The 19,578-nt window shown below is 48.7% G+C and carries 15 protein-coding genes; 1 reads left to right on the top strand and 14 read right to left on the bottom strand.

What is annotated here, in order from left to right; genetic code table 11:
- Positions 1 to 34: 34 nt before the first annotated feature.
- The 12 genes from V8Q34_RS07030 to V8Q34_RS06975 form a co-directional block, all read right to left on the bottom strand.
- A complete protein-coding gene (locus V8Q34_RS07030) occupies positions 35 to 6,565 on the bottom strand; it encodes a discoidin domain-containing protein (RefSeq protein WP_335835139.1) in 6,531 nt (2,176 codons plus the stop codon).
- A gap of 352 nt (positions 6,566 to 6,917) precedes the next feature.
- Positions 6,918 to 7,685: a hypothetical protein gene (locus V8Q34_RS07025; RefSeq protein WP_033139113.1), complete on the bottom strand. Its 768-nt coding sequence runs from the start codon at positions 7,683 to 7,685 to the stop codon at positions 6,918 to 6,920.
- A gap of 21 nt (positions 7,686 to 7,706) precedes the next feature.
- Positions 7,707 to 7,955 carry a barstar family protein gene (locus V8Q34_RS07020; protein ID WP_054350653.1) on the bottom strand — a complete coding sequence of 83 codons (249 nt, stop codon included), beginning with the start codon at positions 7,953 to 7,955 and terminating at the stop codon, positions 7,707 to 7,709.
- Complete coding sequence (locus tag V8Q34_RS07015; RefSeq protein ID WP_054350652.1) at positions 7,952 to 8,476, bottom strand: ribonuclease domain-containing protein; 525 nt, start codon at positions 8,474 to 8,476, stop codon at positions 7,952 to 7,954. The genes V8Q34_RS07020 and V8Q34_RS07015 overlap by 4 nt, the downstream gene beginning before the upstream one ends.
- A 14-nt stretch (positions 8,477 to 8,490) precedes the next feature.
- On the bottom strand, positions 8,491 to 9,318 hold the full coding sequence (locus tag V8Q34_RS07010; protein WP_335835138.1) for an HAD-IIB family hydrolase: 828 nt from the start codon (positions 9,316 to 9,318) through the stop codon (positions 8,491 to 8,493).
- Positions 9,319 to 9,336: 18 nt separating this feature from the next.
- Positions 9,337 to 9,669: a nucleotide pyrophosphohydrolase gene (locus tag V8Q34_RS07005; protein WP_033139117.1), complete on the bottom strand. Its 333-nt coding sequence runs from the start codon at positions 9,667 to 9,669 to the stop codon at positions 9,337 to 9,339.
- 36 nt (positions 9,670 to 9,705) lie between these two features.
- Positions 9,706 to 11,625: a sensor domain-containing diguanylate cyclase gene (locus tag V8Q34_RS07000; RefSeq protein ID WP_118743388.1), complete on the bottom strand. Its 1,920-nt coding sequence runs from the start codon at positions 11,623 to 11,625 to the stop codon at positions 9,706 to 9,708.
- A gap of 131 nt (positions 11,626 to 11,756) precedes the next feature.
- Complete coding sequence (locus V8Q34_RS06995; RefSeq protein WP_118743387.1) at positions 11,757 to 12,584, bottom strand: alpha/beta fold hydrolase; 828 nt, start codon at positions 12,582 to 12,584, stop codon at positions 11,757 to 11,759.
- Positions 12,585 to 12,604: 20 nt separating this feature from the next.
- Positions 12,605 to 13,888 carry an MFS transporter gene (locus V8Q34_RS06990; protein WP_335835137.1) on the bottom strand — a complete coding sequence of 428 codons (1,284 nt, stop codon included), beginning with the start codon at positions 13,886 to 13,888 and terminating at the stop codon, positions 12,605 to 12,607.
- A 3-nt stretch (positions 13,889 to 13,891) separates the two neighbouring features.
- Positions 13,892 to 14,608, bottom strand: coding sequence for an ABC transporter permease (locus V8Q34_RS06985; RefSeq protein WP_335835136.1), 717 nt, complete (start codon positions 14,606 to 14,608; stop codon positions 13,892 to 13,894).
- Entirely contained in the window at positions 14,605 to 15,321 is a 717-nt protein-coding gene (locus V8Q34_RS06980) for an ABC transporter ATP-binding protein (protein ID WP_033139122.1), read from the bottom strand. Before V8Q34_RS06980 ends, V8Q34_RS06985 begins: the two co-directional genes overlap by 4 nt.
- Before the next feature lie 91 nt (positions 15,322 to 15,412).
- A complete protein-coding gene (locus V8Q34_RS06975; RefSeq protein WP_335835135.1) occupies positions 15,413 to 16,066 on the bottom strand; it encodes a TetR/AcrR family transcriptional regulator in 654 nt (217 codons plus the stop codon).
- A 164-nt stretch (positions 16,067 to 16,230) separates the two neighbouring features.
- Between V8Q34_RS06975 and V8Q34_RS06970 the strand changes: the two genes are divergently transcribed.
- Complete coding sequence (locus tag V8Q34_RS06970) at positions 16,231 to 17,583, top strand: MATE family efflux transporter (RefSeq protein ID WP_033139179.1); 1,353 nt, start codon at positions 16,231 to 16,233, stop codon at positions 17,581 to 17,583.
- Positions 17,584 to 17,588: 5 nt separating this feature from the next.
- On the opposite strand, the gene V8Q34_RS06965 is transcribed toward V8Q34_RS06970, so the two are convergent.
- Together V8Q34_RS06965 and V8Q34_RS06960 are read right to left on the bottom strand one after the other, a co-directional pair.
- Positions 17,589 to 18,077, bottom strand: a complete 489-nt coding sequence (locus V8Q34_RS06965; protein WP_033139124.1) for a GNAT family N-acetyltransferase — start codon at positions 18,075 to 18,077, stop codon at positions 17,589 to 17,591.
- Between the two features lie 17 nt (positions 18,078 to 18,094).
- Positions 18,095 to 19,570: a bifunctional metallophosphatase/5'-nucleotidase gene (locus V8Q34_RS06960; protein WP_118743381.1), complete on the bottom strand. Its 1,476-nt coding sequence runs from the start codon at positions 19,568 to 19,570 to the stop codon at positions 18,095 to 18,097.
- Between the last annotated feature and the right edge of the window lie 8 nt (positions 19,571 to 19,578).

Raw genomic sequence — 19,578 nt, 5'->3', positions numbered from 1 at the left:
TACCTGCCTGTTCTCCTAGATTTTCCTCTGATATTTAAAATGTGGTGATCTTCTCTGCTGCCATCTGCAGGATCTTGGTTGCGTCAGTTGTGTTGGTCTGGTTGTCAACATTCACATCACCGATCAGGATCTGCTCCTCTGTCAGCTCTGTGAGACCTACACTGTATTTCAGCAGCAGTGCACTGTCGGCTGCATTCACAACGCCGTTCAGGTCCACATCACCCAGAAGCCTTACTTCTTCACATTCTTTCACAAGTGCAGCAATCGCTGCATTGATCTCATCCTGAACTGCATCCGGTTTGTCGTAAATTACCTTTGCGCTGTCAAGAGCTTCCTTCAGACCGTCAATGCTGGCTGCCAGATATCTGCCCGAATTATCCAGGATCTCCTGTGCTTTTGCCATAACAGATTCCAGTTCCGCCTTATTTCCCTTGAATGTAAGGCCTGTAATGGCTTCTGCCAGAGCTGCATAGGCGTCTCTTGCTTCCTGGCCTGTCAGTTCCGTGTTGGCTGCTGTCTCTTTGGCTGCACTCAGTACAGTCTTAAGGTTCTCCACGGACTCACTTGTGTACTTGTCGGCATCCTGAAGGATTGCTTCTGCCTGTGCAATGATCGCGTGCAGACGGGCAAAATCCTTATCTAACATCTGGGATACTGCAGTAAGCAGGTTTGTGGTTGCCTCATTGACAGCTTTCTGTCCTTCTTCTACTTCATCTTCGCCGTACACGGTATCATATACAGTCTTGGCTGCCTCTAATGCATCTTTGACTGCCTGCACACTGCCTTCCGTATAGCGTTCTTCTGTCACAGGATCTGCGAGGATTGCCTCTGCTCCCGCGATTGCCGCTTCCAGACCGTATTTCTGTACGCCCGGTTTCAGGTCAACAATGGCATTGATGAGTTTTGTAAACGCATCGTCTACCTGTCCCTGTGTTGTTTCAAGAGTTGTCAGAAGCGCGTTTGCTTCGTTCAGAGCCTCTTCCACGGCTGCCCAGCTCTCCGGTGAGAAGGACTGGCTTCCGTCTGCCAGTTTTTCAGCCATTGTGATGGCCAATTCCAGACTTGTAGTATCTACAGTCAGCTTAACCTGTACGGTAAATACTGCTGTCTTCTCAAGCTCACCTTCGGTATAGGTAACTGTGATCTCCTTTGGTCCGATCACACTGGAATCAAATCCGGTAATTGTGTAATCGTCTGTGCTCAGCTCTGTGGTGCTGCCGTCATTGTATACAGCAAATACCTGAATTCCTTCTGCGCTGAATTCTTCGCCTAACAGATATTCCTTCTTGGCATTCTCTGTATCGACTGTGATGCTTTCCAACTGGATCTTAACCAGAACATCTTTTGCATTGCCCAGGGCTACGATCGCATCGGTGATCTCCTTCTGGGATGTTGCATTTTCCATAACAGCTTCCGCTGCCGCGATTGCATCCTGGAATTTCTGATAGCTTTCCGGTGTATAACCGTCAGCCGTTATTTCCTTCATCTCATTGATGAGTGCTTCCAGACTGGAGGTCTCGATCTTCTTGAAGGTAACGTCCAGTGTATGGTCTTCGATCACATATTCAAGAGTTACTCTGTTGTTCTCGACTACTGCCGGTGCACCGTCAAGCATTACGGTATCTACAGTATAGCCTTTATCCGGTTTGATTACAAATGTTTTGTTCGTCTCGCTGTAAACAGATACGTCGCCTGTCTGGCTGACAGTTCCGTTTTCGCCGGCGGTTACTGTTACGGTGTGTGTCGGAACCTCATCACCGTAGTATACTTCTTTTACTGTAATATTGTGTGCGTTTCTTCTGGTCTGCAGTGTATACTGGCCCGGCTCTGTGCTGTAAAGAACATCCTCAGCATGACCGAGTTCTGTTCCGTCATACCATAAGGTCAGGTCATATGCCCCTGCTGCCCTGCCGGCACTCGGCATAAACTTAAAGATAATCTCATGCTCTTCGTTAGCTGTCAGCTCATAGCCGTAAGTAAAGTTGCCCCAGCCTCCGTCTGCCGTCTTATCGTAGAACCAGTTTCCGCCGCCTGCATCATATCCGAACATGATTCCGTTACCAACGGTAAACAGTGTCTGATCTTCCACGCTGTCTGTGCTGAAGCGGATGCGGAAAACACCCTGGCTGATTGCTGCAGCGTTCATGTCCTTAGCGATTCCGCCTGCATTTACAGATAATAACAGGCCGTCCTGCGTAAGCTGTCCGGACGCATTGCTGAGATCAAAGTTCATCTCCTCTGCTGCTGCAAAATCTTCATAATAAGTGTTGTACTGGGCCACATTGACTGCCTCGGTGAAGGCCTTCATCGCTGCTTCCAGTTTTACATATGCGGCTTCGTATTCTGCCGCGTCTTTTCCTTCCGGAACTGCTTTTGCTTCGTCAACAGCAGCTTTGAAGGTATCGACTGCTTCCTGGGTGTATTCGCCCGGTTTCGGTCCTACCACTGCTGCATTCATCTGTGCTTCTGCATCCTGGATCAAAGCGCCTAAATCTTCATATGTAAAGTTATTCGGTACATAGGTGATCACTTTTTCCAGATTCGTCACATGTCCCTCTGCGTTGCTGAAGGATACATTGACAGTTACCGGTTTCCTTGTTGCTCCCTCTTCTGCCGTAAAGGTTACATTCATAAGTTCCGCAGCCTTCTTGAATGCATCCTGTTTCTTGATTCCATAGGTGAAACGCACGGTCTGTGTTCCGTCTTCATTATCTGTCACAGTCGGCTCTACAGTCTTCAGAAGTGCGTCTTCATTTGCTGCTGCGCTGTCTGTGTTCAAGGTGATCTGAGACGGGTCATAGGTATACTCCACAACTGTGTTTCTGTACTTGTTGTAGATATTCTCAAGACCTACATTTACCTGATAGTTATGGTTTCCTTTATCCTCAGTATTGACAGTTGCTGCCGGGCTTCCTGTGATCTCCTCACCATATACGCCCAGTTCTGTCATGGACATTCCCCATTCGTTTGCATTGTTAATAGAAACAATTGCTACGAACTGTGCCTCGGCTGGCTCGAATTTAACCAGGTTAAGTCCCGGATATGCACTGTTAACCGTTTTAACAGTATTCCATGTCTCTCCGTCTGCAGATACCTGCACTTCATAATCTGCAGCGTAGGCACCCGGTGTCCAGTCAACTGCTACAGTGTCTACCATGTATTTCTTATCCAAATCTACGGATATCCACTGGTTCTGTCCCATACCGCTGCTGTAACGTGTGGACTGGCTGCCGTCAACTGCGTATTTTGCTGCCATGGACTCTGCTTCCTGTCCGCTTGTATCTGTTGTCTTATTCAGTGCCAGATTCTCACCTGTGATCTCCTGATAAGGCTCAACAAGAACTGCATTGACAATCGCTTTGCCCTCTGTGGCTTTCAGTCCGATATCGATCAGACCGTCTTTTGCCTCTGCGGTAACTGTGATATCGTAAGCTTTGTTCTGTTCCGGAATGGCAAATCCTTCTTCCACTACAGAACCGTTTACGCTCACATCAAATGTTCCCGGTGTAAAATCATCTGCGCTTGTGTCATTGAAGTACAGTTTCACTCTGTAAAGTCCCGGTGCAACTTTGAACTTATAGCCAAAGTCCTCACCTGCACGTCCGCTCTTCAGCGCGGTTCCCAGGCCTGCATCCGGCACCGGTTTCTGTCCGCCGAGAGAACTGTTGATCTCCTCAGTGGCTGTATCACCGTTTGCGTACCATCCGCTTCCTGTAACTTCAAATTCCGCATCCTCGAACAGGCCGTCATGGTTGCCCATATTGGATGTGTCGGAATTACCGGCATCCAGTCTCATATTCACTTCTGACATAACAGCCATGTCTGCTGCAATACCATTTAGAATCGGATTGGTCATTGTTCCGGCTTCCTCGCTGTATGCACTCTGCAGTTTTACAGTAATGACACCACCTGCCGGATATACAGAACCGATTTCAATCACATCTGTATCACCTGTTAAGGTATATCTCTCTTTTGCCACCTCACCGTTTACCAGAACGTCAAATGTACGTCCGGCAGCGTTTTCCATCTCAGAAACATAGAGTTTCAGATTGTGGGCAGCGTCTGATGCATAGATCTTGTACTCAATCGTGTCGGCAGTAACACCTGTTGCGTATACACCGCTGCCGCTTCCTGTCAGCTTGCTGTACTCACCAACATAGCCGGATAATTTCTTATTTTCATCATAAGCCTGGTCTGCGCTGAATCCGTCGATGACATCTCCGCCCACATTATAGGACTTGGAGTGCTCCTGAAGGACAAACTGCCAGTCAGTACCTGCTGTGCCAAGAGAAAGCGTTCCGTCATTATTGCAGACAAGGAATTTGTCTCCTGATTTGAGCTGATGAAGTCCGTTCTTCATATCAACGGCTGACCATACAGTTGTGTCTTTCTCTGACAGAACCGCATTGTCGCCGTCGGCATTCAGGTACAGATAAGCATTGTTCTCTGTATCCCAGATCTTCACTTTGTATCCGTCGCCTGCATTCTCCATTACGAACTGGCTTCCGGATGCATTTACTTCCAGACTGTTTTCTCCGCTTGCAAGATATTCTCCGCATTCCGGATCGTATACTTTATAAGCCGCGTTGCTCTCCAGTGCAAATTCTGCACCTTTCACACCTGTCATCTCCATAATACCGATATCAGGTGCTCCGTCGTAAAGAGCATTGCCGAAGAAATCTGTCTTGGCATTTCTGTCTGAAGTGTAGTCCCAGAGTCCTTTATTTTCCGGACTGGATGCAGGAACGACATTGACATACACACCATTACCGATTGCTGCAGAACCTTCTTTCAGGGCGTAAGCCTTCAAAGATTCCCAGTTGGAGGTGGCTGTCATTCCGTCTTCACTGATCGTGGCACTCTCGCCGCCGCCCGGATTTTCAAAGAGCGGATCTGCCTGGATGGCATTGGGAATCTCACCCGGGTCATGGATGCCGCTGGCTTCATATACCAGGTTTCCTGCCTGTTTCAGGTAAGAGTTGTTCCAGCTCTCAGCCGTTGTCTCAGCACTGCCCCATTTACTGGGAACTTCTGTATTGTAGTTATAGTAAATGTTGTTATACATACACCAGTTGTATGCATCACCTAATGCAGAACCGCCGCCGTTGCTGTGGTTGAATACCCAGTCCGCACCATCATAATAAAATACATTATTATAAATGTAGCTCTCTGAACTGGTATTTCCTGCCCCGTGGCGCCATGCAAGGCCGTCATTCTGGCTCACATTATAACGGATAATATCTGTATTGTTATTGCCCATCATAAGCATAAAGCCCATAGGTGTATCGTGGCTGTAGTTGTACTCAAAGGTAGTACCTGCACACCAGTAATCACTGTCGTAAGAGCAGCCATCCTGGTTATAAGCAGGACCGTCAAAGCTCTCATTATAGCGGAATAAGGTATCAAAAGAGTTCCATGCCCAGATACCTGCATTGGCGCCTTTCGCACGCATGGCCTGTCCGTTCACCACATTGTGCTCTACCAAAGCGCCCTGTGATTCGCAGACAAGGATACCGTCACCGCCGATATCGCTCAGATAGTTTCCTACAATATGAAGGCCTCTCTGTGCCTGGTCTTTATAACGGATATTGTCATGGCGCACACCATCATTGGCCCCATTATAATCCGCATCATTATTCGGGTCATAATTGTCAGTACCCGGTGTGTTGTTTCTGAAGTTGTCCAGGTCAGAAAGGCGGATTGCCTTGATTCCTGTACGGTCACACTGGTCAATTCTGTTGTTCTGGATGGTCACGCCGTTGAAGTAAGGATATACCCCTGCTTTTGAGCTGAAGATAACCTCAACGCCGATACCGCCGTCTACTTTGTTCACACCGCGGTTCTCATTTCCGTCCACATCATGTACATAACAGCCGTCGATGACAACTGTGTTGTATTCTCTGTCACCCTCCAGAGTTTTGTTAACTGTCTCTCTCTCGTCAATGGTAACATGGATACCGAGACGTCTCGGGATCACATCATCACTTCCGGAGTTCAGGTTGTTCTGGTCATTTGCTTCACTTGTCTCGTTAAATGCGTCGTCATTTGTAACTTCCAGACCAGTCACATAGGTATACTCCATGTTCTGAATCAGGACTGCTTCTTTGTAGCCTGCATATTCAGGTGTGCCGTCATCATTTTTTTCACCGGTTCTTCTGAATCCTCCTGCATTGATCACAGGCATGTTTCCCTCACCATATGTATCAATTACAATGGGTTTCTCCTCCGTTCCGGTGCCTTTCGGTGCAAGCTGCTGGTTGTCAAAAATGCTGCCTTTCTTCAGGCTGATGCCGTCTCCCGGCTGTAATTCAATGGTGTTCACCTTATCCAAGGTTTTGAACGGATTACTGATCGATCCATCCCCATTCTCATCACTGCCGTTCTCGCTGTCCACATGGTAGACCGTGCCGGATACTTCCGGGATACTCTCCGTGGCTGCTTCAGGTATACTTCCCTGGTTATCTGTGGCTGCCTGCACATAAACCGGGAAATTAACTGAAGTACAGACAAGAGCCGTCGCCAGAGTAACACCAAACGCCCTGTTCCATCGCTTCCATGATTTCATACATTGCTCTCCTTCCAAAAGAATATTTACGCAATGAGCTTCAACACGCTGCGCTGATCCGCTTCCGTCATTTTGACAGGTGTTGCATTGCCGTGTCTTCTATTATAGTCCACATATATACATAAATTTTTACGATTTCTACTTATTTTTCGTCATTTTCGACCATTTATATTTTATCGCAAACTAATAATACAAAAAAAATGACAGATAAAACAAACTAGGGGCATTTTCCCGGTAAAAAAGAGCTGTTCACACTTCCAGCTTTCTGTGTAAACAGCTCTCTTTTTATCTATCTGTTAAATGTTTTCTTACGGTCAGCGCAGTATATGCACAGTGATTGATCACCTTTGTTTTACGATTTTCCTTCCAGTGCGTCCTTCACAGCCTGTAACAGTGCCTGTTCATCCGGTATCTCTACTTTGGCCCCTTCCGCCATTTCTTTTAAATGCTCCTGATACTTGTTCTCTAACACAAGATTTTGGGCAGATGTCTTTACATTCTCATAATCCTCATTGTCAAAGTATTCCGGGTCTGCATCATAAACAGCCCTTGCCTCCTCATCGGATGCGGTAAGTACATCTTTATTGGTCAGCTCCCGTTTATTCTGAAGGGACAGATTTTCGTTGAAGTAATCATAGAACTGGTCCGCCGTGTACCGGGTCACTCCGAATACGGTTTCATTGTTCCCCTTTTTCTCTCCCCTGTCCTTGTTTTCTTTTTCCATTGCCTTCATCAGGGACGGATAATCAATCGCATCTGCAAGGCCGTTATCCATGGCCTCTTTCTGCATGGTCTTAATTTCTTTAAGCTCCTCCACCACTGCATCAGCCAGGTATTCATATCCCGTCTTTCCATCGGCCTCTGTCTCCCAGGTAAATTCTGACACATCAATCCCGGCCTTCTCTGCTGTTTTTTCTCTCTGGTATAATTTGATCTTATTGACGATACATGCCACTTCTTCCCTGTAGACCGGCTGTCCGTCAACGGAAAATACTTCTTTCTCTGTTCTGCCCTTCATGAAGATCACAACTGCTGCTGCCAATATTACGGCTATAACTGCCAGAAGAATCCATATCCATTTCTTAGATGCTTTTTTGCTGTCTTTCTGCATTTTACCCATACTCTTTCTCCTGTGTTTTTACTAGCCAATCAACTGAAGACCTTCATTTTCTTCGGCGGCATCCAGCAGAACGTTCCATATCCGCAGAAAATATTTCCCCGCCTGCTCTCTGTTCTCCACCTCTATCTCCATCTCTTCCTCATCTGTAAGACAGTCGTACAACGCGTCCAGATTGCCCCCATAATAATCCGGCAGCCGCAGTTTTTCTTTCAGATATGTATGTGCTGTCTCCTTCTCTTCCATACATAACGCGTCCAGGACTATCCTCATGGATTCTCCTCTCCATACAAAAGCTCAAAGGTTTCGTAGTGGTCCTCTGTGTAATACACAAGACCGTCATCGGAATAGACGATCCGCTTTGCCCCCCGATAGCCTCCATCGCTGTCAATGTCACATTCATAATACTGCCGCCCCTCTTTTTCCGGCAGGATTCCCTCATAGTTGCCGAATCTGTCTCCGCCGATGCTCTTGCCCGGGGCGGCTTCAGACAGGTTCCCCTTACTGCTGACCCATCCGGCGTTCTTGGCCTCCTTCTTGGTAATAAAATTATCCGGAAGATGACCAAACCGATGGATATAAGTTGCCACATCCTCTTTCGAGGTATAAGTTCCCGATTCCTCCAGCGCCGATGCCTCTGCATCCTGTTCCTCCTGCTGCACTGTCCTGGCAGAATCCTGTTCTGTCCGGCCTGCCGTGCCGTCCGCAGTTCCGGTGCATCCGGTGAGCAGGCAGAGCAGCAGTATCAGAATGCCGCCAATATATCTGAACTTGTGTTTCCAATTTTGAATCATATTTTTTGCCTCTCTTATAATTTCAGTATGTTCCTGATGCCGTGGGCAACCCCGCACGCCTCATTGGACAGGGTGATACAGTCTGCAGATTCCTTACATTTTACGGATGCATTCTCCATCGCGATCCCAATTCCCGCAAACGCCAGAAGTTCCGCATCGTTATCTCCATCCCCGAAAGCCGCAAGCTCCTCCCTGCACAGTCCGAGATAGTCCAGAAGAAAGGCTGCCCCTGTATGTTTCCCTGCATCTTTATAAGAAATTTCCAAAAGCTGTGCCACCGAAGAAGTGATATACACATCCCGGCCCTCCGCGTTCAGAAGCTGCCACAGCCTGGTCTTCAGCTCCCGGTCCCCTGTTATGACGTCCATGCCGTCCAGTACAGAGGCATGGTCACAGATAAATGCCCGAATATCCTCCACCGGCCTTCTGGTTCCCTGGATATAAGGAATGGCCCGGACACTGGCGCCGAATTGCACAGGGCTTTCCACATAAGCCCTGGGTGCATAAGCCTCGCCATCCACAAATGCTTCATAGGTCACAGGAAAATTCCTTGTGAGCGTCAAAATGCGGCGCACTGACTCCTCTGTCATCTTATATTGTTTCAGGCATTTTCCTGTGTGGAGTTCATATACTGCGGCTCCGTTTGATGTAATGGCATACCGTATCCCTTCCATCTCCCTGATCGCCGCCGGCAGCGTGGAAAGGGCCCTTCCGCTGGCCACCACTACCTGCACGCCCTTTTCCATAACTTCCTCCAGGGCCTTTCTGTTTTCCTCCGGCAGATATCCGTCCCCGTCTAGGGTCGTCCTGTCCAGATCAAGGGCAATACATCTGATCTCCATCCGTACTCCTTCCCGCCGTTATTTCTCAGGCTTAGGATATTTCACCGCATTTTTCACCATCTTATCACGGATGATATCGTCAATGTCAAACGCATACATCTGGGCAAAACGCAAGGAAAAAATCAGGGTATCTGCCAGCTCCTCCCCTATGCGCTCCCTCTTCTTCTTATCTTTCATCATTTCTTTCATCTGGTCATTTGACTTGAAACGGAACAAATCCATCAGTTCATTGGCCTCTGTGGAAATACCGATGGACAAATCCTTAGGATTATGGGATTTGTTCCAATGCCTCTCCTCGCAAAAATCGAATACTCTGCTTTTTAAGTCCGCCACAGTTGTATCTTTATCCATATTGTCTGTCTCCTCTCTTTCTCTTTATGATTAGTGTCAGTTCAGGGAATACTGTTTCATGATTCCCTTTCCGCTGTTCTTTGCATCATACAGGGCATAATCCGCTGCTTTTAAAAGTGTCTGGAACTCCTTCAGACCGCCGCCGTACCAGGCAAGACCTGAAGATATCTCCAGCATTCTGCTGCTCTTATCCGGAAATACCACAGGGTTCTGCTGCAGCCTGCTGTAAAATTCCTCCATATCATTGGCAATCTCCTGCTTTGTCTTATAGTGATGCAGAAAGAGGCAGAACTCATCCCCGGAACGCCTGGCCGCGATTCCCTTTTCTCCGTTGAACTCTGTCAAAAATCCTGCACAGACGCGCAGATATTCATCGCCCCAGTCATGTCCAAAATGGTCATTGATCCCCTTGAAGCTGTCAAGATCCATCATGACCATGGCACACTCACCAATGTCACGGCCCGTAAGGATATTCTCCACTTCTTTTCTGAAGGTATCCAGATTGCATAGCCCGGTAAGGGAGTCGTAGTCCCTCTCGTGCTCCAGCCGTTTCTTTTCCTGTACCTCTCCCGTCACATCTGAGATGATTCCAAAAGTGCTTCCGTTTTCCGTGGTGGTAAAGATACGGACCCACTTCTCGGGATTTTCCCTGATCTTAAAATCACTGCCTCTCTTGTCAAAAGCTGCCCTCAGAGTCTTCTCCAGCATGACCCGGAAGATATTCCTGTCCCGGCAGGCCCGGTTCATCTCCTCCTCTGTCCAGTCAAGCACAAGCCGGAAACGTTCTGTGGCCATTACCTTTTCGCTGTCCTCATTGAATTCAAACACACCTATGGGCAGGTCCAGCGTGTCAATGACCTTTGAGATCTTGACCGTGGCATCCAGAATTCCCTGCACCATTTTATTGATTCCCTGGCTGAGCTGCCTGAATTCCGGATTGCTGTCCACCTTCACCACAGTATCCAGATCACCGTCTGTAATATCATGCAGATCATCCATGATGGTATGTATCCCGTCCACGATCTGATGCTTCAGAAGACGGTTAATGACCAGAATGGTCACCAGATACACCAGAACCAGATAACAAAAAGTAAGGATCGTCTGCGTATTCCGTTCCTCATAAAGCTCCTTCTCATTTTCACCTGAAACCAGTATCAGGTTATCCTTCTCCAGGCTGACACAAAATATCTTTTTCCCCTCCTGATGGATAAATCCGCCGTCTCTGCAGTCTGCGATTTCTTCCTCCGTCAATCCCAGATTCTTCATACTGCTGCCGGCCATACTCTCATCAGAATGGGCCAGCACTTCACCACTCTCCTTATCTATGGCAAAAAGCACACCCCCTGCATCCACAGGAACTCTGGAGAATATGTAGTCGAGCTGGTTTCTCTTCTGGGCCTCCAGCATCCTGGTCGGCGCCATTCCCACCTGTACGATTCCCTTCTTATCCTGGCGCGCCACACCGATATACTGGAACACCTTCTGTTCGTAGCCGTTCGGTCTTATATCCTGCACCAGATAGGAACTCGGATCATCTAAAATACTGAGAAATTCTTCTGTCTGGTCCGTGGTATGGAAGTCCATGCCGAAATATTTCGGAATACTGCCTGCAAAGAGAATCCCGTTTTCATCGATCACATGAAGCTCATCCACATTGAGCAGCTCCGCGATCCGCTCCAGTTCCTGCTGGCTGTCCAGTACACTGGGATTCTGTTCTATAATATAGGCGAAAGCATAGGCTCTTGTCAAATAATCCTCACTGAGGCTCTCCTTCAGGTTCAGCAGCTCCACCTCATTATTGTCAATGGTCTGCGATATCTGTCCCAGTTTGAGCGTAGAGTTCTGTACCATCTGGCTCCTGGCATTTCGCCCCTGCAGCCCCCAGTTCAATACTAAAATAGCCAGAAGAGCCACAGCGACAACATAGCTGATGTACCTGGTAAAAATTTTCTGCACAAAATTTCCCCTTTCCTCAACTGTACGCCGCCCTCGGAAGCGGCCTCACGCTTTTTTAGCTATTATAGCATATAAACGCACAAACCGCATGCCATTTCTGACATGCGGTTAAAAACCATGCGAACGTTTCTCTATCGTTCCTGGGGATTGGTTCTGACTGCCCGCAAAAATATCCTGTTAAACAGGGCCAGCTCATCATACATGATACCGTGTCCGCTGTTTTCAAGGGTTACCAGACAGGAACAGGGGATTCCCTCCTTCTGGATACGGGCCAGGTCATTGGATACCACCACATCCTTTCCCCCGTGGATGATCCATGTGGGAACATGGACACAGGGAAGGTCACAGCGCCCATCCTCATCCCTGAGTGCCATTGCGCTTCTGACAGTACCTAATCCGGATGCCGAGAGAGCTATATCCCGAAACCATTGTTTCACCGGTTCTCTGTGAGGCGCAGCGAAGAGCTGTTCATAGCTGAAGTTACAGGCAAGCTGCGGTCTGTCCGTCTCAGCCAGACAGATCAAGCTATCCACATATTTCCTGGTAAGACCATAGGGATATCCCTCCCGCTGTGTCCAGGACGGTGCAGCCGCTGCCAGAAGAATCAGCTTCTCCACGCCATAGCCGCAGAACAGCCGCATATAGCGCAGCACAATGGCCCCTCCCATGGAAAATCCTGTGAGAATAAATTTTTTCAGTCCCATGGATTTTACCACATGGTAAATATCCGCTGCCATCTGGTCATACCCATAACCACAGGCCGGTGTGTCAGACTCGCCGAATCCTCTCAGATCAACTGCCACCACATGATACCCGCACCTTGTAAGCAGTTCGATCTGATATTCATAAATCTTGTGTGAAAGGGGCCATCCGTGAACCAGAAACACGGTTTTCGGACAGCCCTTGTTGCATTCATAGACAGCAATTCTGGTGCCGTCATTGGATCTTACATAGAACATAGAGAAATCTGCTTTTTTCTTTATTTATATGCACCGGACACGACCTCTGTTCCCCCGTCCAGCATTTCTTCCGCAATCCATACTTTTCTCAGATACAGACTGACGATTATACTGGCGATACCGGCTGCTGCGAAAATCGCCCATTCCTGTCCCCTGGCCTGTTCAAAGACCACACCGTATACGGCCTGGCCCAGAGGCTGAGAACAGGTAGCAATGGCCATGACCCAGGAGATCACCTTTCCGATCAAATGTCCCGGTGTTTTTATCTGGATGAAGGACATGGTCTGCACCGTGAACAGAGTCGCACACAGCATCATCAGAAATGCGCCTGCTGCCAATACCATATATTTACCCATATCCGGTACCGCGGAAGACAGGATTCCGCCCATAGGGAACATGAGCAGGGCCACCCCCAGAATGAGCTTCCAGGTATCCCCGATCTTGATCCTGCTGCCAAGGACACCGGCAGAAATTCCCCCTGCTATGCCGCCGAAGGCCATGATCCCCGACAGATATCCATACATCTGATTCGGGTCAGCCCCCCGAAATTCCAGCACCTGTGTACAGAGAACCGGAAGCCCGATGATCAGCAGGGACGAGATGAATAGGTTTACAAACGCAATAATGACCGTAACTTTGCCTATCACTTTCTGGCTCTTGGCAATAAAACGCACACTCTCCTTCAGGTCTCCGAAGATAATGCGGAATGCGCCCCTGTCTGTCTCCCTTTTCACAAAGGGGATTCTGATGAAGATCTCCATCATAGCGGAGAGGAAAAAACAGACCATGCTGATCGCAAGCACCACATGAATCCCCTTCATACTGTAGAAAATGCCGCCCAGCACAGGTCCCAGCAGACCGGCCAGGGAAGACACGGTATTGATCATGGCATTTGCCTGCACCAGCTTCTCCTCCGGCACCAGGAACGGCATACTTGCCTGTACAGACGGCTGATAGAGGCCGGATATACTGAACAGCAGAATCAGGGTCACAAGAATGAGAGCCACAAGGTTCACCTGCCGGGAAAGCAGAAGAAACAGGAGAATGATACCCGCCGTGGTAAAATCCAGAACCACCATTATGTTCCTCTTATTCACCCGGTCCGCGATCACACCGCCCAGCGGCGACATGATAAGCAGCGGCAGAAACGCCAGCGCTGACACCAGACCGTATAAAGCAGGGGACTGGGAAATATTCAGCAGATGGAGCGGCAGGGCAAATCTGACTACCGCATTGCCGAACAGAGAGATGATCTGCCCGATGACTACCAGTGTAAAATCTCTGGAAAACCCGTTTTTCTTCATTATTTATACCTCCATATTTTCTATTTTATTTGCAAGTCCCGTGTAACATCCGATGCCGCCTGCCAGAGTGATGACCATGATTCCCACCATGACCCACATCCCGCTTTCGGCCCCCAGCATAAAAAGGTTCGTCACAGGGCAGATCAAAATGACAGCAGCCACCACGGACGCCACCAGTGATTTCTTCCAGAATCCGACCCGCATGGAGATCTGCCCGATGGATGCTGCCATCACTCCCAAAACCGCGCCGGCTGCCAGCACTCTTCCCATTTCCGCCGGACCAAAGGTCTCGGGAACGAAATGAAACAGATTGGCAGCGACTCCCACCACTAGGAAGGAGACCGTCTCACATAAGAAGGTCGCTGTGAAGACAAATCCCCATATAAGGATACATTTCGCCTTCAAAATAGCTTTTCTTTTCACCGGGTAGGAGAACAGCAGAAGTGCGTTCTTTCCGGTATATTCTGTCACCACCACTCTGGCTGCCATGGCTCCGCCCATGACTGCAAAACAGGACATGATCAGACCGGAGACAGGAAGAAGCAGCCCTCTCCACGTGGCAAACAGCAGCGCGTCATCGCCGGTCACACTTCTCTCTTCCATCTTGGGAATCAGGGGAAAGGCAAAGGCCATGATCAGACAAAAGGCCGATATGCCCGCGGCTGCCAGAAGGTAGCCCTTAAAATCCGTTCTTTTTAATTCCAGTTTGATCAGCTTCATACCTGTTTCCTCCTCATAATGTCAATGACATACTTTTCAAAGTCTTCTCCGTACTGTGCTCTCATCATGGAGGGAGAGAACTCTTCCACGATTTTCCCCTGTGCCAGGATTCCCACTCTGTGTGCAAGCTGTTCCATCTCGCTTAAAATATGGCTGGATATCAGGATTGCAGTGCCTCTCTCTGCCAGGGCCAGCAGGATATCCCTCACCTCCTGTATCCCCACAGGGTCCAGGCCGTTAATGGGTTCATCCAGCAGCAGACAGTCCGGGTTATGGAGCATGGCCCTTGCAATCCCCAGCCTCTGCTTCATTCCCATGGAGAATTTCGCCACGGGCTTTCTGCCGGTCCGGGAAAGCCCTACCTGTTCCAGTGCACCTGTGATATCCCTGTTCTGCCCCATATATGCCATATGGATCTCCAGATTCTCACGGGCTGACAGGTGTTCATAAAATATAGGTGTCTCGATCAGAGAACCTATTCTGCTCTGGATCTTTTCCCTGTGCTCCCAACTGTCCCTGCCGTCTATCCGGGCCTCTCCTTCATCCGGCTGCTGAAAACCTCCGGTTATCTTCATCAGTGTGGTCTTGCCTGCTCCATTGACACCCAGAAGACCGTAAATCTCTCCTTTTTGCAGATTCAGGGAACAGCGCTCCAGCACACTCTGCCCCTGGAAGCTTTTTGACACTTCTCTGATTTCTATTACTGCGTCCATTGTCTTTCTCCTTTTTAATACCGACCGTAGGTATGTATAATGATAAAAAAATGGGCTGCCGGTTCAGACTATGCTGCCGGGCAGCCGAAAATCATTTATGGTCATTATAAATCTCTGTCAGTTCCTGCAGTTTCTCAACAGTTTCCTCTCCCACAATATCAAGCCCCATGGCATCCAGGATTTCCTTAAAACACAGGCATTTCCTGTATGTCTCCTCCGGTGTGGAATCCATTGTCATGGGATTCAGCCATACATTTCCAAGCAGAAGCAGGACTTCGCCCAACTCTTTCGGATACTTGGTATGGATAGTGCCGTCCTTTATCCCCTCCTCCATGATCGGAGTCAGATAAATAGGTGCCGTGATATCAATGGTTTCCCGCATTACCATGGCCAATAACTGCGGATTCTCTCCGAGACGCGGTGCAGAACGGAACATATCCTTCTGTTCCGGACGGTTGAGGGATTCATAGAAAAGTTTCCTGAGCTTTTCCTTCCCCGTGAGCGTGTTATCATCTCTTATCCGGCTTAACAAAACCTCTGATTCCTCTGTCATGCGGTCTGTCACAGCCGAAAGGATTTCCTCCTTGGACTTAAAGTGGTGGTAAATAGCGCCTTTGCTGAGTCCTCCCAGATTATCCACGATATCCTGGATAGATGTCCGCTCATATCCCTTCTCCACAAAAAGACGGCCTGCAGTCTCCAGGATCAGATTCACTGTCTCTTCCGGATATTTATTCCGTGCCATAATATACCTCCATATTTTCATTGGATTATCTTTACGTTAACATACCAACGGTATGTTTGTCAATAGCTTTTCCGGTTGCTTTTTTCCACATGAGGAGTAAAATAATGAAAGGGCCGTTTATCGGGCCTTACTTTCTTACTGAATATAAATGGAGTTATCTTATCATGAATACAGCAGAATCCAAAACCCTGATGACCTCAGGTCCCATATGGAAAAAAATCATACTGTTCGCTCTCCCGCTTTTTCTGGGGAATCTCTTTCAGCAGCTCTACAACACTGCAGACTCCCTGATCGTGGGAAATTTCCTGGACAGCAATGCACTGGCCGCGGTAAGCTCCTCGGGGAATCTCATTTTCCTCATGGTGGGCTTCTTCAACGGCATTGCCATGGGCGCCGGCGTGGTGATTGCCAGATATTACGGCGCCAGAAATATTGAAAGCCTTCAAAAAGCTATCCACACCACCATAGCCCTCGGCCTTGCCGCAAGCGCTGTGCTCACTCTTGCGGGAGTTGTGCTGGCCCCTCAGATCCTGATCTGGATGGGAACACCCGCGGATGTACTTCCCCAGTCCACCACATATTTCCGCATCTATTTTGCCGGTTCCCTGGGGTTTGTTATGTACAATGTGTTCGTGGGAATCCTGCAGTCTGTGGGAGACAGCAGGCACCCGCTGGTTTACCTGATCATCTCCTCTGTGGTAAATGTCGTGCTGGATTTATTTTTTATCCTTATCCTGCACATGGGGGTAGGCTCCGCTGCTCTTGCCACGATCATCTCCCAGTTTTTAAGCGCTGTGCTGTGTTTCGGAAAGCTCAGACGTTGCCCGGAGGACTATCGGGTTTACATAAATAAGATACGATTCGACAGAACCATGTTCAGCCGTATTATCAAAAACGGGCTTCCGGCCGGATTTCAAAATTCTATCATTGCCTTCGCCAACGTGATCGTCCAGACTAACATCAATGCCTTCGGAAAAATGGCAGTGGCCGGGTGCGGCGCTTACTCCAAGATTGAGGGGTTTGTCTTCCTGCCTATCAACTGCTTTACCCTGGCGCTGACCACATTTGTCAGCCAGAATCTCGGGGCAAAGGAATATGACAGGGCAAAAAAGGGGGCCAGGTTCGGCCTGCTCTGCTCCATGCTGATCGCCGAGGCCATCGGGGTGCTCATCTATACCTTTGCCCCGGTTCTCATTGCCGCCTTCAACAATGAAGCCCATGTGATCCGGTTCGGAACCGCCCAGGCGCGGACTGTCACTTTGTTTTACTTCCTTCTTGCGCTCTCCCACTGCATTGCGGCTATCCTGCGCGGTTCCGGACGGGCCTCTGTGCCTATGCTGGTCATGCTGGTGTTCTGGTGCATTGTGCGTGTGTCATACATATCTGTGATCGTTAAATACATACCGTCCATCAATGTCATCTTCTGGGCTTATCCTCTGACGTGGTTTTTAAGCTCCGTGGTATTTGTGCTGTATTATAAGAAAGCAGACTGGATACATGGGTTTGAGCGTGCTTAGTCTTGTCAAAAAATCAGCCGCATATCATTCCAGACTGCATTGCCATGGCAGGAATCCGCTCTGCCGTGGCAGACAAAGCCAAACTTTTCGTAATAATGGATCATATGGTCCTTACAGGTAAGGATCACTCCCTTTTTCCCCTCCTGCCGGGCAGACTGGATCAGGGCTTTCATGAGCATTTCCGCGATTCCCTGTCTTCTGTACTGAGGCAGAACATTCAGTCCGAATACGGTCTGGTAGGCTCCGTCTGGATTATGTAAACTTATATCGTGATACATTTCATCCGGCAGATGAGGTTCGTCTGTCACGCCTCCGTTTACAAATCCCACTGCTTTTCCCTCTGTTTCCGCTACAAAAAACTTCTCCGGAAATGCGTTCAGGCGCTCTTTTATGGCCTCCGCGCTGGCTGCTTCCGCTGCCGGAAAGCAGGCCGCCTCAATGAGAGCCAGGGTTTCTCCCTCCCCCGGCCGTGCGTTTCTTATGATTATCTGCATTTTATAGTCTCCCTTTCTCAATCTGTTGTTATGGTTCTTTTTTCATATACAGGGCGCAGCGCGTTGTGTTCCCTGAAGTATTCCTCAATGGCTGTGCGGATATTTCCCGTTACGGTCCGGGATGGTTTCCGCTGTTCGATGATCTCCCGGTCAAGCCCCAGAAAGCTGTCAATGTTATTGTAATGGAACAATTCCAGGCCCACTGCAAATACGTCCTGGTCCCGAATCTCCTCTCCGTTAAACACTGCATCCGCCAGCACCTGCCGGCCTGTGGAATAGACCATGCGGACGCCTTTGCTGAACTGGTAATATTCCGAATCACTGCCATCCACGCTGACACTTTTTTTCATAGCGTGGAGAATTCCCTTTTTCAGTTCTTTTCCCGTCAGTTCAATGCGTACCAGGGTCTCGTCATAGGGATACATGTTGAGCAGATCCCCTACGGTGATGATCGGCCCGATTTCCTCCGCACGCAGGCTTCCGGAGCCAAGCATGACAATATCCAGTTCGAACTGCATTTTCAATGCATCGCAGAACAGATTGCCTGCGCTTGTTGACTGATAGCGGCTGGGATGTGTCGCCTTTCTCACCATGCTGGTGAGGATCGCCCCGTATTTTTCATCTGTCACTCTCTTAAAATCATAGATGAGGTGTTCCAGTTCTTCATTTTTCTCACAGTGTGCGTCATCGATGGGGACTGTCTCCCAGGTATAGCTGTCCACAGAATTGGTATCTGTGTTCACCTCTATCTCGAAGCGGCCAATCTGGTCTGTTCCGATTCCGGCCTGTACAATGAGGATATTGTTCACCTCTGCCGGTTCATCCAGATAGGTGTGGCTGTGGCCGCCGATGATAACATCCACACCCCATTTGGGGTCAAGCTGTTCGGCAAGCTTTAAATCCTCCGCAAATCCGATGTGTGTCAGAAGAATTGTAAAGTCAATGTCCACATTTTTATAGCTGTTGCAGATAATTCCCACTTCCCTGGCTGCGTCGGACAGATCCACGAAAGTCCCCAGAAGCATGTCTGATTTTGCCTTGCTCATGATATCTTCCGTCAAAAGTCCCATGACAAGGATCTTCATGCCGTCCACGTGAAGAATCCTGTGGGACTGAAACAGACGCATGCCTGTGGGTCTGATGTAGATATTGGCGTTTACAATGGGGAATTTGCAGCAGCGCTCCAAAAAGAGCAGATGTGCAATGCCGTAATCCAGTTCGTGGTTTCCCAGGGAGACAATATCAGGCCCCAGGACATTCATAATCTCTATGGTGGAGATTCCCTTGAATTCCGTATCTATAAGAGAGCCTCTGAACATGTCCCCTGCGATCATGTAAAGGGTATTGGGGGTATCTCTCCTGACCTGGTTTACATAACCCGAAAGCAGGGAGACACCTCCCACCAGCTCATTATCAATTTCTTCTGCCAGAAAATCGCCGTGCATGTCATTGGAATGCAGGAGCGTAAGATGTTTTAAATTCTTTTGTGCCATTCTTTTTC

Origin of the sequence: Blautia sp. JLR.GB0024 (genome assembly GCF_037000545.1) — a bacterium.
Lineage (GTDB): Bacteria > Bacillota > Clostridia > Lachnospirales > Lachnospiraceae > Blautia > Blautia celeris.
Note: the sequence above shows the minus strand (reverse complement) of the source record. Positions and strands in the feature narration are given on the sequence as shown.

Coding starts and splice junctions, on each gene's coding strand:
- V8Q34_RS07030 (WP_335835139.1), bottom strand. CDS start 6,565: ATGAAATCATGGAAGCGATGGAACAGGGCGTTTGGTGTTACTCTGGCG.
- V8Q34_RS06960 (WP_118743381.1), bottom strand. CDS start 19,570: ATGGCACAAAAGAATTTAAAACATCTTACGCTCCTGCATTCCAATGAC.
- V8Q34_RS07020 (WP_054350653.1), bottom strand. CDS start 7,955: ATGAGGATAGTCCTGGACGCGTTATGTATGGAAGAGAAGGAGACAGCA.
- V8Q34_RS07005 (WP_033139117.1), bottom strand. CDS start 9,669: ATGGATAAAGATACAACTGTGGCGGACTTAAAAAGCAGAGTATTCGAT.
- V8Q34_RS06990 (WP_335835137.1), bottom strand. CDS start 13,888: ATGAAGAAAAACGGGTTTTCCAGAGATTTTACACTGGTAGTCATCGGG.
- V8Q34_RS07010 (WP_335835138.1), bottom strand. CDS start 9,318: ATGGAGATCAGATGTATTGCCCTTGATCTGGACAGGACGACCCTAGAC.
- V8Q34_RS07025 (WP_033139113.1), bottom strand. CDS start 7,685: ATGGGTAAAATGCAGAAAGACAGCAAAAAAGCATCTAAGAAATGGATA.
- V8Q34_RS07015 (WP_054350652.1), bottom strand. CDS start 8,476: ATGATTCAAAATTGGAAACACAAGTTCAGATATATTGGCGGCATTCTG.
- V8Q34_RS06995 (WP_118743387.1), bottom strand. CDS start 12,584: ATGTTCTATGTAAGATCCAATGACGGCACCAGAATTGCTGTCTATGAA.
- V8Q34_RS06965 (WP_033139124.1), bottom strand. CDS start 18,077: ATGCAGATAATCATAAGAAACGCACGGCCGGGGGAGGGAGAAACCCTG.
- V8Q34_RS06980 (WP_033139122.1), bottom strand. CDS start 15,321: ATGGACGCAGTAATAGAAATCAGAGAAGTGTCAAAAAGCTTCCAGGGG.
- V8Q34_RS06985 (WP_335835136.1), bottom strand. CDS start 14,608: ATGAAGCTGATCAAACTGGAATTAAAAAGAACGGATTTTAAGGGCTAC.
- V8Q34_RS06970 (WP_033139179.1), top strand. CDS start 16,231: ATGAATACAGCAGAATCCAAAACCCTGATGACCTCAGGTCCCATATGG.
- V8Q34_RS06975 (WP_335835135.1), bottom strand. CDS start 16,066: ATGGCACGGAATAAATATCCGGAAGAGACAGTGAATCTGATCCTGGAG.